Annotated in this window: 16 protein-coding genes and 1 riboswitch; of the genes, 8 read left to right on the top strand and 8 right to left on the bottom strand. The window is 69.2% G+C overall.

What is annotated here, in order from left to right:
- Window positions 1–4: 4 nt before the first annotated feature.
- From AAFO60_RS18510 to AAFO60_RS18495, 4 genes are all read right to left on the bottom strand, one after another.
- Window positions 5–1,144: a glutamate--cysteine ligase gene (locus AAFO60_RS18510; RefSeq protein ID WP_347957708.1), complete on the bottom strand. Its 1,140-nt coding sequence runs from the start codon at window positions 1,142–1,144 to the stop codon at window positions 5–7.
- A 22-nt stretch (window positions 1,145–1,166) separates the two neighbouring features.
- Window positions 1,167–1,772: a superoxide dismutase family protein gene (locus tag AAFO60_RS18505; protein WP_347957707.1), complete on the bottom strand. Its 606-nt coding sequence runs from the start codon at window positions 1,770–1,772 to the stop codon at window positions 1,167–1,169.
- Window positions 1,773–1,905: 133 nt separating this feature from the next.
- Window positions 1,906–2,424 (bottom strand): LytR C-terminal domain-containing protein, encoded by a 519-nt coding sequence (locus AAFO60_RS18500; protein ID WP_347957706.1) that lies wholly within the window; start codon window positions 2,422–2,424, stop codon window positions 1,906–1,908.
- Window positions 2,425–2,493: 69 nt separating this feature from the next.
- Window positions 2,494–2,865: a DUF3263 domain-containing protein gene (locus AAFO60_RS18495; RefSeq protein WP_347957705.1), complete on the bottom strand. Its 372-nt coding sequence runs from the start codon at window positions 2,863–2,865 to the stop codon at window positions 2,494–2,496.
- 170 nt (window positions 2,866–3,035) lie between these two features.
- Here AAFO60_RS18495 and AAFO60_RS18490 point away from each other — a divergent pair, with 170 nt between their 5' ends.
- The 5 genes from AAFO60_RS18490 to AAFO60_RS18470 are packed head-to-tail and all read left to right on the top strand — an operon-like array spanning window position 3,036 to window position 6,230.
- Window positions 3,036–3,626, top strand: coding sequence for a peptide deformylase (locus AAFO60_RS18490; RefSeq protein WP_347957704.1), 591 nt, complete (start codon window positions 3,036–3,038; stop codon window positions 3,624–3,626).
- Between the two features lie 2 nt (window positions 3,627–3,628).
- Window positions 3,629–4,369, top strand: coding sequence for a GNAT family N-acetyltransferase, cg3035/Rv0428c family (locus tag AAFO60_RS18485; protein ID WP_347957703.1), 741 nt, complete (start codon window positions 3,629–3,631; stop codon window positions 4,367–4,369).
- A gap of 30 nt (window positions 4,370–4,399) precedes the next feature.
- Complete coding sequence (locus tag AAFO60_RS18480) at window positions 4,400–4,957, top strand: ribonuclease domain-containing protein (protein WP_347957702.1); 558 nt, start codon at window positions 4,400–4,402, stop codon at window positions 4,955–4,957.
- Window positions 4,954–5,442: a barstar family protein gene (locus tag AAFO60_RS18475; protein WP_347957701.1), complete on the top strand. Its 489-nt coding sequence runs from the start codon at window positions 4,954–4,956 to the stop codon at window positions 5,440–5,442. The genes AAFO60_RS18480 and AAFO60_RS18475 overlap by 4 nt, the downstream gene beginning before the upstream one ends.
- Window positions 5,443–5,447: 5 nt before the next feature.
- Window positions 5,448–6,230: an exodeoxyribonuclease III gene (locus AAFO60_RS18470; RefSeq protein WP_347957700.1), complete on the top strand. Its 783-nt coding sequence runs from the start codon at window positions 5,448–5,450 to the stop codon at window positions 6,228–6,230.
- A 594-nt stretch (window positions 6,231–6,824) separates the two neighbouring features.
- On the opposite strand, the gene AAFO60_RS18465 is transcribed toward AAFO60_RS18470, so the two are convergent.
- Window positions 6,825–7,175: a GNAT family N-acetyltransferase gene (locus tag AAFO60_RS18465; RefSeq protein WP_347957699.1), complete on the bottom strand. Its 351-nt coding sequence runs from the start codon at window positions 7,173–7,175 to the stop codon at window positions 6,825–6,827.
- Window positions 7,176–7,299: 124 nt separating this feature from the next.
- Window positions 7,300–7,414: riboswitch (TPP riboswitch) on the top strand.
- On the opposite strand from AAFO60_RS18465, the gene thiC reads away from it, so the two are divergent.
- Window positions 7,406–9,121, top strand: a complete 1,716-nt coding sequence (thiC, locus tag AAFO60_RS18460) for a phosphomethylpyrimidine synthase ThiC (protein WP_347957698.1) — start codon at window positions 7,406–7,408, stop codon at window positions 9,119–9,121. (Overlaps the previous riboswitch by 9 nt.)
- Window positions 9,118–9,996, top strand: a complete 879-nt coding sequence (thiD, locus tag AAFO60_RS18455) for a bifunctional hydroxymethylpyrimidine kinase/phosphomethylpyrimidine kinase (protein WP_347957697.1) — start codon at window positions 9,118–9,120, stop codon at window positions 9,994–9,996. The genes thiC and thiD overlap by 4 nt, the downstream gene beginning before the upstream one ends.
- 69 nt (window positions 9,997–10,065) lie before the next feature.
- Here the strand turns inward: thiD and AAFO60_RS18450 are convergent, their stop codons facing one another.
- A complete protein-coding gene (locus tag AAFO60_RS18450; RefSeq protein ID WP_347957696.1) occupies window positions 10,066–11,121 on the bottom strand; it encodes a helix-turn-helix domain-containing protein in 1,056 nt (351 codons plus the stop codon).
- Window positions 11,122–11,459: 338 nt separating this feature from the next.
- On the opposite strand from AAFO60_RS18450, the gene AAFO60_RS18445 reads away from it, so the two are divergent.
- Window positions 11,460–11,855 (top strand): hypothetical protein, encoded by a 396-nt coding sequence (locus AAFO60_RS18445; protein ID WP_347957695.1) that lies wholly within the window; start codon window positions 11,460–11,462, stop codon window positions 11,853–11,855.
- Window positions 11,856–11,952: 97 nt separating this feature from the next.
- On the opposite strand, the gene AAFO60_RS18440 is transcribed toward AAFO60_RS18445, so the two are convergent.
- Both AAFO60_RS18440 and AAFO60_RS18435 read right to left on the bottom strand, forming a co-directional pair.
- Window positions 11,953–12,954, bottom strand: a complete 1,002-nt coding sequence (locus tag AAFO60_RS18440; RefSeq protein WP_347957694.1) for a helix-turn-helix domain-containing protein — start codon at window positions 12,952–12,954, stop codon at window positions 11,953–11,955.
- On the bottom strand, window positions 12,951–13,610 hold the full coding sequence (locus AAFO60_RS18435) for a hypothetical protein (protein ID WP_347957693.1): 660 nt from the start codon (window positions 13,608–13,610) through the stop codon (window positions 12,951–12,953). The genes AAFO60_RS18440 and AAFO60_RS18435 overlap by 4 nt, the downstream gene beginning before the upstream one ends.
- Window positions 13,611–13,678: the final 68 nt, after the last annotated feature.

The following is a 13,678-nucleotide window of genomic DNA, read 5'->3' as shown; positions in this document are numbered from 1 at the left end:
CCGGTCAGGAGAGTTCGGCGACCACCGAGTCGACGACCGTCCGCATGTCGCCCGTCTCGGCGAACACCGCGCGCTGACGCTGGTAGCTGGCACCGCGGGCGATGATGTCGGCGACGCCGCCGAGCTCGTCGAGACAGCCCAGCGAGGCCGCGACCGGCTCCAGCCGCACCAGCAGCTCGGCGAGGTCGTCGGTGACGAGCCGCTCGGCGCAGTCCGCGTCCTGAATGACGATCGCGTCGAGCCCGTAGCGCGCGGCCCGCCACTTGTTCTCCTGGACCAGCCAGGGCGCCATCTGCGGAAGCTGCTCGCCCGCGGTGAGCCTGCGGTCGAGATCGACGATCAGGCAGTGCGTCAGGGCGACGATCGCGGCGAGCTCCCGCCGGTTCGAGACCCCGTCGCAGACGCGGACCTCGATGGTCCCCAGGCTCGGCGAGGGCCGGATGTCCCACCGGATCTCGTTGAGGTGATCGATGATCCCGGTGGTCTTCTGGTCGTGCACGAAGTGCTCGAACTCGCCCCAGCGATCGAATTGGAAGGGCAGCCCGGCGGTCGGCAACTGCTGGAACATCATCGCCCGGTTGCTCGCGTAGCCGGTGGAGCCGCCGGCCCACATCGGCGACGACGCCGACAGCGCGAGCAGGTGCGGATAGTACTTGAGCAGCGAGGACAGGATCGGGAGCACCTTGTCGCGGTCGTCGATCCCGACGTGCACGTGCACGCCCCAGATCAGCATCTGCCGTCCCCACCACTGGGTGCGTTCGATCAACTCGGCGTACCGGTGACCTTCGGAGAGCTGCTGGGCGGACCATTCGGCGAACGGGTGCGTGCCCGCGCCGTAGAGGTCGACGCCGATCCGGTCGCACAGCCCGCGGACCACTTCGAGGGACGACCCGAGATCATCCATCGCCTCGCCGACCGTGGTGCAGATCCCGGTCACCAGCTCCACCGTGTTGCGCAGCAGTTCCCGATGGATCCGGCCCTGCTCGGCAGGGTGGTCACCGACGCGGGCGTCGACGAGACCGAACAGCTCGTCGGCCGCATTCGCGAGATCACGACTGGTCTTGTCGACCAGTGCCAGTTCCCACTCCACGCCCAGCGTCGGCCGCGGCGACCGCGTGAACGCGATCGGCGCGGGGAAGCTCACCGGTGACCCCCTGCTCGGCGGATCAGCTGGTCTGCGAGATGACGCCGCAGGCCAGGCGCGGCGCCTCGGCGTCGCCGTTGGCGAGGTCGTGCAGGATCAGCGACTTGCCGCGGATCTGCTGGACGTTGAACGCGTCGGTGGTGTAGGTGCCGGAAGCCGTGCCGTCCTTGAGGACGTTGAGGTTCACCAGGTCGCCGCTCTCGGGCTTGCCGGTGTGGCCGTCGGCCTGGAAGTGGCCGCCCGCGGTGGTGAAGTTGGTGGCCGCCTCGCACTTGCCGGTGGTGTGGATGTGCAGTCCGTGCTCGCCGGGCTTGACGCCTGCCACTCGCGCGGACACCTTCACCGCGTTGCCCTCCTGGGTGAAGCTGACGAAACCGACGCGGTTGCCGTCCTTGTTCACCAGGGTCGTCGACGCGGACTGGGCCTGGTTGCCTGCCGGGATGTTGTCGGCGTTCACGACGTCGCCGGGAGTCACCTGGTCGCCGGTGACGACGGCGGGGGTGGTGCCGGGAACGTCGGTCGCGTGCTCGTTCGGGGTGCAGGCCGACAGCGCGAGGGCCGCGCCGCCCGCTGCCGCGACGGCCGCGATGACCCGGACGGTCGAAGCGCGATTGCTACGGACGGTCATGTGTGCTCCTTAGTCGTCGGCACGATGCTCATCGTCGGGCGGGCTGGCCCGCTCTGCTGGGCACCGGGGAGTTGCCGTGTTCACCGATGGTTCTGTTCGCCACTAATTATGACCGGTGCGTCCGGTCGACGTGCTACCGGCTCACCACGATGACCGCCAACTCGTCGGCGCAGCGCGTGAAGACGGCCGGCCGGGCCGCGAGATCGGCTCCGCCGGGCACCGCGGCGGCGACCTTCTTGGCCGCCTCCTCCTGGTCCGGGTTGAAGAAGATCGTGTTCTCGCTGATGCTGCCCGTGCTGAGGTTCGCGGTCTCGCCGACCTTGAATCCCGCGTCGGTCAGGGTCTTGCTGACCTCGCCGGCGAGTCCGGTGACATTGCCCGCGTTGAGCACGCACAGCTTCGGCACGCCCGCGGTGTCGGCGGTGCGCGCGCTGGTCTGCGCGGGCGTCGACGACGGCGCCTCCTGCTGCGATCGTTCCGCCGAGGCCGCGGCCTGTGCGCTCTCGCCTGCCGCCTTGAGCCCCGCGTCGGGGGCCTCATCGCTCATCGTCAACTGGTGGATGCCGAGCCCGAGGCAGACGACCGCGATCGCCAGCAGCAACATGGCACCCGCGCGAAGCGGAAGTCGGTTGGTTTCTCGATCAGCGTTCATCACGGCAACTCTAACCCACCGACCATCCGGCGGACCGGACCGCCGACGAAGCAGACATACCGCCGGACACTAGGTGATGTCGAAGCCGAGGCGACGCGCGGCGCGCGCCTTCTGACGCGAGGCCCGCAGGCGGCGAAGCCGTTTCACGAGCATCGGATCGGCCGCGAGCGCTTCGGGCCGGTCGACGAGCGAGCCGAGGACCTGGTAGTAGCGGGTCGCCGACAGGTTGAACAGTTCTTTGATCGCGTCTTCCTTCGACCCGGCGTACTTCCACCACTGTCGTTCGAAGTTCAGGATCTCCCGTTCACGCCTGGTGAGCCCGTCCGGGCCGAGTTCGTGAGGGTCGAGGTCCGCAGACCGGTCGCGAGCTCCCTCGACCGAGGCGGGCGTCACCGAGACCGGTTCGTCTCCCTTTGGACTACGCGCCGTTGCGCCGTTCATCTTGCTCCTCAAACAGCTGAACCATGCATCCACACCGCGTCCGTTGCGAGCTCTCGACGGACGAATTACGTCGGTGTGGTCCCGCCGAATATCTAACCACGGCCTGCAGCCCGTCACCGGGCGACGCACCGCAGCGAGGTCGGCCGTGTCGCGCAGTAGACTGTGCTGTCATGGCAATTCTCCCGATCTGCATCGTCGGCGAACCCGTCCTCCACCAACCGACCGCGCCCGTCGACCTCGACGGCGACCGCAAGCCGTCGGCCGAGATCGTGGCGCTCCTCGACGACATGTACGAGACGATGGACGCCGCCAACGGCGTCGGCCTCGCCGCGAACCAGGTGGGCCGCGGGCTGCGGATGTTCGTCTACGACTGCCCGGACGTGGGCGGCCGTCGGCGCGGCGAGGTCATCAATCCGGTGCTGGAGACCTCCGAGATCCCCGAAACCATGCCCGACCCCGACGACAACGACGAGGGTTGCCTGTCGGTGCCGGGCGAGGGATTCCCCACCGGTCGTGCCGAGTGGGCGAAGGTCGTCGGCACCGACCGCAACGGCGACCCGGTCGAGATCGAGGGCGAGGGCTTCTTCGCCCGGATGCTGCAGCACGAGACCGGCCACCTCGACGGCTTCCTGTACGTCGACGTGCTCCTGGGCCGCAACGCCCGCGCAGCCAAGAAGGCGATCAAGCGCAATGGCTGGGGCCGGCCCGGGCTGAGCTGGCTGCCCGGCAGCGTCAGCGACCCCTTCGGCCACGACGACTAGTCGTGTCGACCGACGACGCTGCGCGCCACCGGCCGGCCGCCGGTGCCTCGTCGTCCCCGGCGCCGACCGTCGGGGACCGCGTGGTGATCCGCTATCGGCTCGGCGCCGACGCACCGGCCGACTGGCGCGGTTCGGCGAATCCGCCGGTGGCCGAAGGTCGTCCCGGACAGTCCGACATCACCGGCATCCTGCGTGACCGCGACGCCGAAGCGGTGACCGTGGAACGCGACGGCGTCGCCCACCGGGTTCCGGCGGCGGCGATCTCATCGATCCGGCTGCTGTCGCGCCGGGTGGTCCGCAATTCGGAGATCCGCGAGATCGAACGCACGTTGATGCTCGCCGCGGCGACCGCCGAACACGGGTCGATCGACGGCTGGCTCGCCAATGGCGCGGGCCCCGACCTGCGGTCCGGGGCCGTCGCACCGATCGACTTCGGGTCCACCGCGGGCGGCCTGCGCCCGGCACTGGACTGGCTCGAGGCGCGCGGCCTGCCCGGCCGCGTCGTCCTGGCGGACCGGCTGCTGCGCCCCGCCGGGCTCGGCGCGGCGACCACCACCGCATACGAGGTGCTGGTCGGTCCGCAGCCCCGCCCGGACTCCGAGCCGGCCGACCTCGGCCCGTGGTCCCTCCTCTCCGACGGCGTGGCCGCCGCCACCGTCGCGGCGACCGACGATGCGGCCCGCGCCGCGTGGCGGTCGCGCGGCTTCGAACTGCACCACACGTGCCGTCTGCTCACGTTCTGACCGCGCGACGATGATTTACCGTGGAGGACGATGTCGAACTCCCCGCAAGACCCGGATCTGACTCGCCGTCGCGCCACCGCGTCGGTGCTCGCCGTCATCGCGCTGCTGGCCGTGGTGGCCTTCACCTGGTGGATCGACGGGCGCGACAGTCCCGACGGGGCGGCACCCGCGGCCGTCTCGTCGTCGGCAGCCGCGTCGCCGGTCGCGCCGATCGGCCCACGCACCTCGGCCCCGCGCACCTCGGCTCCCCGCCCCTCGGCGCCCCGGACGACCGCCGTCCCCGAGACCGGCCGGAACATCCCCGCGCGAGTGACCAAGACACTCGGCCAGATCGACTCCGGCCGCTGGCCCGAAGCGGCGAACGCTCCCGGCACCCGGGGCGGCGACACCTTCCGCAACAACGAACGTCGGCTTCCGATCACCGACTCCAGCGGACGGCGTATCGCGTACAAGGAGTGGGACGTCAACGCCAAGAAGGCCGGCCGCGGCCGTGATGCCGAACGCATCGTCACCGGCAGCGACGGGTCGGCGTGGTACACGCTCGATCACTATCAGACCTTCACCCTGATTCGAGGACCGACCGCATGAGTGCAGTGCTACCGCCCGACCTGCTGACCGGACCGGGACCCGCCGTGGCTCTGGCCGTCGGCGACATCGACACCTACGGTCGCGGCGCGGTGGTGCGCCGGCTGCCGGGCGCACAGATGCGAACCCTGGCCGGACTGTACGAGGTGTTCGCCGAGAGCTGGCGCTTTCCAGCCCATTTCGGCCATAACAAGGACGCCTTCGACGACGCCGTCGGCGATCTGCCGGTCGGCCTGCGGACCGCCGCGGGCGCCCCGGCCACCGGCTTCCTGACGGTGATCGACGACGCCGATCAACTGCTCGCCGACGCCGATCCGGACGACTTCGCGTGGTTCGCCGAATCCGGCACCCACTGGCGCGAGCGCCAGGCACGGAACGGCCTCGGATTCGGAATCGTCCTGGTCGCGCCCACCGAGGCTGCGGCGAGCGCTGTCGCCGCCCACTGGGAGGCCGCCGACGCACCGCTGATCCGGCTACGGCAGGATTGACCTCCATGCGCCTCGCGACGTGGAACGTGAACTCGATCCGCGCCCGATCCGAGCAGGTCGTGGCATGGATGAACCGGCATGCGATCGATGTGCTCGCGATGCAGGAGACCAAGTGCACCGACGACCAGTTCCCGGTGATGAGTTTCCTCGCGCACGGATACGACGTCGCCTTCCACGGGACCGGCGCATACAACGGGGTGGCGATCGCCTCCCGGCTCGGTGTCCACGAGGTCCACATCGGGTTCGACGGTCAGCCCGCGTACGACGGCGTCGTCGAAGCGCGCGCGATCTCGGCGACCTGCGGCGGCGTGCGGGTGTGGAGTCTGTACGCGCCGAACGGCCGCGAACCCGAGCATCCGCATCTGCAGTACAAGCTCGACTGGCTCGGCGCGCTCGCCGACGTGACCTCGCTGGAGCTCTCGCATGATCCCGCCGCCCAGGTCGCGCTGGCCGGCGACTGGAATGTCGCGCCGACCGACGACGACGTCTGGGATCCGGAGTACTTTCGGGGTCGCACGCACGTCTCCGACGCCGAGCGCGCCGCGTTCGGGCGGTTCATCGACGGCGGTTTCGCCGACAGCGCGGCCCCTTTCACCCCCGGCCCCGACGTCTACACGTTCTGGGACTACCAGTCGGGCCGCTTCGCGCGCAACGAGGGCATGCGCATCGATTTCGCCCTGTGCTCCCCCGCCCTCGACGACCGCATCCACGACGCCTTCATCGACCGCGCCGCCCGCGCCGCGGCGGGCGCCAGCGACCACGCCCCCGTCGTCTTCGACATCAGCTGAGCCAACGAGCAGCGCAGCCACAGGCTGGTCGAGCAGCCAGCGGAGGTAGTGAGCGAGCTCGTCTCGATGCGCGGCCTCCGCTGCGCTCCGGTCACTTACTCGACAACCCTGGAAAAGGCTCACCGGCAACTCACAAGCCTCAACCCGGCCGAACAACACGCGAGCGCCAATAGGCTGGTCGAGTAGCCCGCGAACGTAGTGAGCGAGCGTATCGAGACCCCGCACCACGTCTCGATGCGCGGCCTCCGCTCCGCTCCGGTCGCTTACTCGACAACCCTGGGGACGACAACCCCAGGAACAACCCTTCCAGGCTGGTCGAGTAGCCCGCGAACGTAGTAAGCGAGCTCGTCTCGACGCGCGGCCTCCGCTGCGCTCCGGTCGCTTACTCGACAACCCTGAAAACGACCCCTCCCAGGCTGGTCGAGTAGCCCGCGAACGAAGTGAGCGAGCGTATCGAGACCCCGCAGCCTCGATGCGCGGCCTCCGCTGCGCTCCGGTCGCTTACTCGACAACCCTGGGAACGACAACCCTTCCAGGCTGGTCGAGTAGCCCGCGAACGGAGTGAGCGAGCGTATCGAGACCCCCGCAACCCGATCAGGCGGGGGCCATCGCCACCATGCCCGGATGGGCGTCGAGGAAGTGCTTGGTGAAGGTGCAGAGCGGGCGGACCTTCAGGTTGTTCTCGCGCATGTAGGCCATCGCGCTGCCGGTGAGCCGGGTCGCCAGGCCGTGGCCGCTGTACTCGTCGTAGAGGACGGTGTGCAGGATCGTCACGACCTTGCCGCCGGGGCCCTCGTCGATGCGGTAGCCGAGCACACCGACCAGGTCGCCGGCGAGCCACAGCTCGAAGCGTTCGCGGTCGGCGTTGTGCGTCACCTGCGAGATCTGGTGCAGCAATGACCGCGCCGACTGCGGCGGATGCGCCTGACGAACCTTGCGATGCATTACTTCCTCCTGTGATCAGCATCACAAGGATATGGGCAGCCTCAAGTGAGATGCAAGTCACATCAGTCACATCTGCATCACGATGTGCCCTCGGCCGCGGCCGTGAGTAGGGTGGACCGCGCACAACTTCACACGCGGGGGCTCCCACGGAACCGGGGGCTGAGATGGCGACAGGCGGTCGTCGACCGCCTGAACCTGTCCGGATAATGCCGGCGTAGGGAGGAATTCTCATGGGTACGTCCATGCCCGAAAACACCGTCTCCGCTTCCGCGGAGGTCACCTGCGGTCCCATCGAAGGCAGCACCAAGCACTACCTCGACGTCGACGGCATGGCCGTCCCGCAGCGGCGCGTGCATCTGACCAACGGCGAGCACCTGGACCTGTACGACACGTCCGGCCCGTACACCGACGCGACCGCGACCATCGATCTGGAAGCGGGACTGCCGCGGACCCGCGATGCCTGGGAGCGACCGGCCCCCGTCGCCGTCCCCGCGAACGCCGACCGCGGCACCGCCGGTCACAACGCTCACACGCAGCTGGCGTGGGCGCGCGCCGGAATCATCACCCCCGAGATGTCGTTCATCGCCGCCCGCGAGGGCGTCGACGCCGAGCTGGTCCGCGACGAGGTCGCGGCCGGCCGCGCGGTGATCCCGGTCAACCACCGCCACCCCGAGTCGGAGCCGATGATCATCGGCAAGAAGTTCGCGGTCAAGGTCAACGCCAACATCGGCAACTCGGCGGTCACCTCGTCGATCGCCGAAGAGGTCGAGAAGATGGTGTGGGCGACCCGCTGGGGTGCCGACACGATCATGGATCTGTCGACGGGCAAGGACATCCACCTGACCCGCGAGTGGATCATGCGCAACTCGCCCGTCCCGGTGGGGACCGTGCCGATCTACCAGGCGCTGGAGAAGGTCAACGGCGACCCCACCGCCCTGACCTGGGAGATCTACCGCGACACCGTCATCGAACAGGCCGAGCAGGGCGTCGACTACATGACCGTCCATGCCGGCGTGCTGCTGCGCTATGTGCCGCTGACCGCCGGCCGCGTCACCGGCATCGTCTCGCGCGGCGGGTCGATCATGGCGGCGTGGTGCCTGGCCCATCATCGCGAGTCGTTCCTGTATACCAACTTCGACGAGCTCTGCGAGATCTTCGCCCGCTACGACATCACCTTCTCCCTCGGCGACGGTCTGCGCCCCGGTTCGATCGCCGACGCCAACGACGAGGCCCAGTTCGCCGAACTGCGCACCCTCGGCGAGCTCACGAAGATCGCCAAGGCGCACGGCGTGCAGGTGATGATCGAGGGTCCCGGACACGTCCCGATGCACAAGATCGTCGAGAACGTCCGCCTCGAGGAAGAATGGTGCGAGGAGGCGCCGTTCTACACGCTCGGGCCCCTCGCCACCGACATCGCGCCGGCCTACGACCACATCACCTCGGCGATCGGCGCGGCGATGATCGCCCAGGCGGGCACGGCCATGCTCTGCTATGTGACGCCGAAGGAACACCTCGGCCTGCCCGACCGCGACGATGTGAAGGTCGGTGTCATCACCTACAAGATCGCCGCGCACGCCGCCGACCTCGCCAAGGGCCATCCGGGTGCGCAGGCGCGCGACGACGCTCTGAGCAAGGCGCGCTTCGAGTTCCGGTGGACCGACCAGTTCAACCTGGCGCTCGACCCGGACACCGCCCGTGAGTACCACGACGAGACGCTGCCCGCCGCCCCCGCCAAGACCGCGCACTTCTGCTCGATGTGCGGCCCCAAGTTCTGCTCGATGCGGATCTCGGCCGATGTGCGCGCCTACGCGGAGGAGAACGGCCTGGTGACCCAGGCCGACATCGATGCTCGCCTGGCCGAGGAGATGGCGGGCAAGTCGGCGGAGTTCACCGCCGCGGGCAGCCGCGTCTACCTGCCGATCGACGAGGCTGCACCGGCCCGATGACTCCCGATCAGGCCGCGCCGCGACTGCCCCTGCCCGCGGCGGGCGCCACCCCGGTGCGGGTGATGACGGTCGCCGGGTCGGATTCCGGCGGCGGGGCGGGCATTCAGGCCGACATGCGGACCTTCGCCCTGCTCGGCCTGCACGCCTGCGTCGCCGTCACGGCGGTCACCGTCCAGAACTCGACCGGAGTCAGCGGCATCGCCGAGATCGATCCGGCGGTGGTCGCCGCGCAGATGCGCTCGGTCGTCGACGACATCGGCGTATCGGCGGTCAAGACCGGGATGCTCGCCTCCGCGCCGATCATCGCCGCGATCGCCGAGGCCGCCGCCGACCTCGGGATCGGCGGCGACGGAGCGCTCGACGAAGGCGGAATGCCGCTGGTGGTCGACCCGGTCTGCGCGTCGATGCACGGGGATCCGCTGCTGGCCGCCGACGCCCTCGGCACGCTGAAGGAGCAGTTGTTCCCGCTCGCCACGGTGGTGACCCCGAACCTCGACGAGGTCCGGTTGCTGACCGGCATCGACGTGGTCGACGCGGCCACCCAGCGCGAGGCCGCCGTCGCCCTGCGCGACCTCGGCGCCCGCTGGGCGCTGGTGAAGGGCGGACACCTGCGCGGCAGCGACCGCAGCCCGGACGTGCTGTACGACGGGATCGAGTTCCGGGAGTTCCCCGGTCCTCGCATCGACACCCCGCACGATCACGGCGCCGGCGACACCCTGGCCGCCGCGATCGTCGGTGCGCTGGGCCACGGCTACTCCGTCCCCGACGCGGTGGCCTTCGCCAAGGCCTGGGTCACCCGCGGGTTGGCCGCGGCCTATCCGCTGGGTGCGGGGCACGGCCCGGTGAATCCGCTGTGGCGGTTGTCCGCGCAGTAGCCGCTCCCCCGGAAGACGTCTCGAGCCCCGTCCAGCGGACGGGGCTCGAGACGTCGGGTGCGACCGGACTCAGGCGCGCACGCGGTGCCGGTACTCGACCGGCCCCACCCCGTAGCGGGCCTTGAAGCGGTTCCGGAAGGTCGCGACCGTCGGGAACCCGGACGAGAACGCGATGCTGCTGATCGACGCCGACGGATTCTGCACCAGCAGTTCGTGAGCGGTCTGCAGCCTGCGGTCGGCGATGCGACCGGCCAGCGAGTTGTCGCAGTTCTCGAAGTAGCGGTACAGCTGGCGCCGGGACAGGTGCAGGTGTTCGGCGATCACGTCGGGGGTGAAGCCGGCGTCACGGTGGTGACGGTCGATCAGATCGCTGGCCGCCTCCTGCACGAACAGTGCGTTGTCCTCCATCCCGGAGGGCGATCCCTCGAGTTCGGACAGCGCGGCGACCAGCAGGTCGACGGCGGCCTGCTCGGACACCGCACCGGTCGACGGCGTCGACTGCATCACCGACGTCTCCGCGGCGAACCGGCGCACGAAGACGGCCGCGGCGCGGGCCAGCGGGGTGTTGGCGGCCACCGGTCGCTGCAGGCGCTCGGCCACATGCCGGTGCTTGCCGAGACGGCTGAACGGGATCAGCATGCCCGCCGGGTCGGACACCGCGGTCGAGACGATGCTGTAGGGCGCCGCATTGTTGACGAAGATCAGGTCGCCGGGACCGTAGGTCGATTCCCGACCGCCCTGCCGGATGATCGAATGTCCGCGCATCCCGCTGACGCTCACCAGCAGGGCCTCGGACGGATCGGTGCGCACCCGCTCGGCGGTCCGCTCCAGGACCATCGCGGGCTGCAGCGCGCAGTAGGTGGCGATCGACGAGAGGTTCTGCGCGAAGCGCATCGCGTGGAACGACTCGGGCTCGGCGATCCGCACGTCGACGGTCGGACTGTAGGTGACGGTGCCCGCAGAACCGGTGAAGCGGTCTGCGCGGGGCCGAGGCGAAGCATTGCCGACACCCAGACGCGCTTCCCATTCGGCGACGGTGCGCGGCGTCAGCCGCGTCGCCAGGGTGGGGCGGCCGCCGGACGATGCGAGCGGACGGTTTTTGGGCAGGGTTGAACCAACGGGCATGGGGAGACCTTCTACGCATGGGGGACATGACGAGATGCGGCCTGGCTTTGGGAGGGAGCCTTGCGTTCTCATCTGACATGATGGCACACCACAATCGCAGATGTCGAATGAATCACAGATTTCCGACGAGGCGCGGATCCGTCACTTCCGAGACTCCGGACCGACGTTTTCGGGTCAACCCGTGCGTCTGCATGCGCGGAACCGGTATCGCGAGCACTTCACGACATTCCCGGCACGGTAGTGTGCTTGCAGAACGTGTGATTTCGAGTGCACACAGTATGACCACCGCTCGCCGGTGGTCTTCGTCAGACCGTCGATTCCGTCGCCGAGGAGCGCCCGTGACAGAGCCGTCCCACACCGGCCCCCAGGGCGATGATCGGACCGCCGAAACGGTGGCGATCCGACGTTGGCGCCTCATCACCACCGTCGCCTGCCTCGCGGCCGCGATCGTGATCATCAGCTTCTTCCTGGTCGGCAAGCGGGCCGGTGCCGACACCGGTGTCCCGGCGACCGAGACGATCACCGCGACGACGACGGAGATCTCGACCACGGGCACCACCGTCACACGGACGGCCACCGAGTCGCGGACGCATACCGAGACCGAGACGAAGACCGTGACCAAGACCGAGAGCGCACCGCGCACCTCGGCCGACACCGTCACGAAGACCGCGACGGTCACCGACACCACGACCACGACGGTCTACACCACGCCGCCCTCAGGCCAGGCGCAGTAGACACGGCCGCATTATCGCGCAGCGGCACCAAGCAACGAGCACGACGGCGATGAGCACCGGGACACCGGACCGGATGCCGGCTCGGTCGGCGAACCCGTCAGTGCGCGGCCGCGTCCGCCATCGTGTCGCGGAACTCGTTGGGCCCCATCCCGAAGGCACGCCGGAACCGCAGCCGGAACGGACCGAGTGAACCGAATCCGCTGGCCCTGGCCACCGAGGCGATCGACGCCTCCGGGTTAGATACGAGCAGGGTACGTGCCGCCTGCAGGCGCCGGTCGGCGATCAACTCGGCGACACCGCGGTCGGAGTTCTCGAAGTGCCGATAGAACTGTCGGCGCGACAGGTGCAGTCGGTCGGCGATCGCCGTCGGGGAGAACTCCGGATCTCGGTAGTGCCGCTCGATGAGCTCCTGCGTCTCCCGCTGAACCTGCTGGGTGCTCGACGACGCCGACGTGCGGCGGGCGGTGGCCTCGGCCGCCGCCGCCGACAACAGCTCCAGAATCGCGAACTCGGCCGCGGCCGTCGACTCCGACGGCGGTGCACCGATCACGCCGGCCCCGAAGCCTCGGATGCTGCGCGCCACGGTCTGCGCCAGGAACGAGTCCATCACCGCCAGCCCACCGCAGTTCCGCAGCAGTGCGCGGGCCGAACCGAACTCGACGAACGACATCCGCAACGCGGTGACTTCGGCGACGCCGTTGGTGACGAGGCGATGTCGGGCACCGGAAGCGAAGACGATCAGCTGATCGGGCCGGTGCATCTCGGTGTGCCCGTCCGCGCTCTCGATCACCATCGACGTGCCGACGGTGGCGACCACCACCTCGTCGCCGCCGGTTCCGCCGACGTCCCCGCCTCCCAGTTCCATCGACAGCGGCGTGAGCAGCAACGACGTCACCGTCATCGTCGACAGGCGGCGCCGCCACAGGACAGCGGCGAACTCGCTGACATCGAGGCTTCGCGCTCGGCCGAGGGCGATCCGCCGATTGAACTCGAGCAGCCCTCCGCTGCCGCGCAACGCGGCCGGCGCGTCTTCCGGTGCCAGGCCGAGCCGCAGACTCCAGTCGGTCACCGCCGTCGGCTGCAGGGATTCGGCGGTCACGACGTCGAACCCGCTCGGGGCAGTACCACCGCGGAGGCGAGGAAGAAGCAGATCGCACCGACGAAGGTGCCTGCGTTCGCCAGCACGGCGTCGACGGTGTTTCCGGAGCCGTTGACGAACGACGCCACCGCCGAGACCCCGAAGGCCACGCAGCCGAGGAAGTTGATCTGTCCGGACCACCAGTTGCGATCACCGGGAGCCCACTGCGTGCCCGCGGTGTGCCGATAGGCCACCAGGACGAAGTATCCGCTGATCAGGAAGGCCACCGAGCCCGCCGCGTCGGGGTTCCAGACCAGGTGTTCCTGCCCCTTCACCGACCGCACGGTCAACGCTGCTCCGGTGCTGACGTTGAACAGCAACGTACCGAAGAACTGAGTAGACCCGGCCAGCCATTCCGCGCGGAACATCGTTCCGGTCCCGTACTTGACCGGCACGGTCATCGCACCGCTGAGCACCAACTGGATCAGCGCGGCACCGGTGAAGAACCACGCACCGATGAAGTAGCAGATGTTCGATGCCGATGCCCCGGCCCAGGTGCCGAAGCCGGGCGCCGACCCGAGTGCGAACAGCGCCGAGCCGATCATGAAGCCGACGCACTGCTTCAGCGTGGTCGGGGTGAGCAGTCGGCTCGACTCGGCAGAAGCCGAAATGGACATGGAACGGTGTCTCCCCTGCGAATGCCGACCGTCTGCGTCCGGCCTCGGACGCAGACGGTCGCGATGGA

It is taken from the genome of Gordonia aichiensis (assembly GCF_039946255.1).
Lineage (GTDB): Bacteria > Actinomycetota > Actinomycetes > Mycobacteriales > Mycobacteriaceae > Gordonia > Gordonia aichiensis_A.
This window is presented reverse-complemented; position numbering and strand designations above follow the sequence as displayed.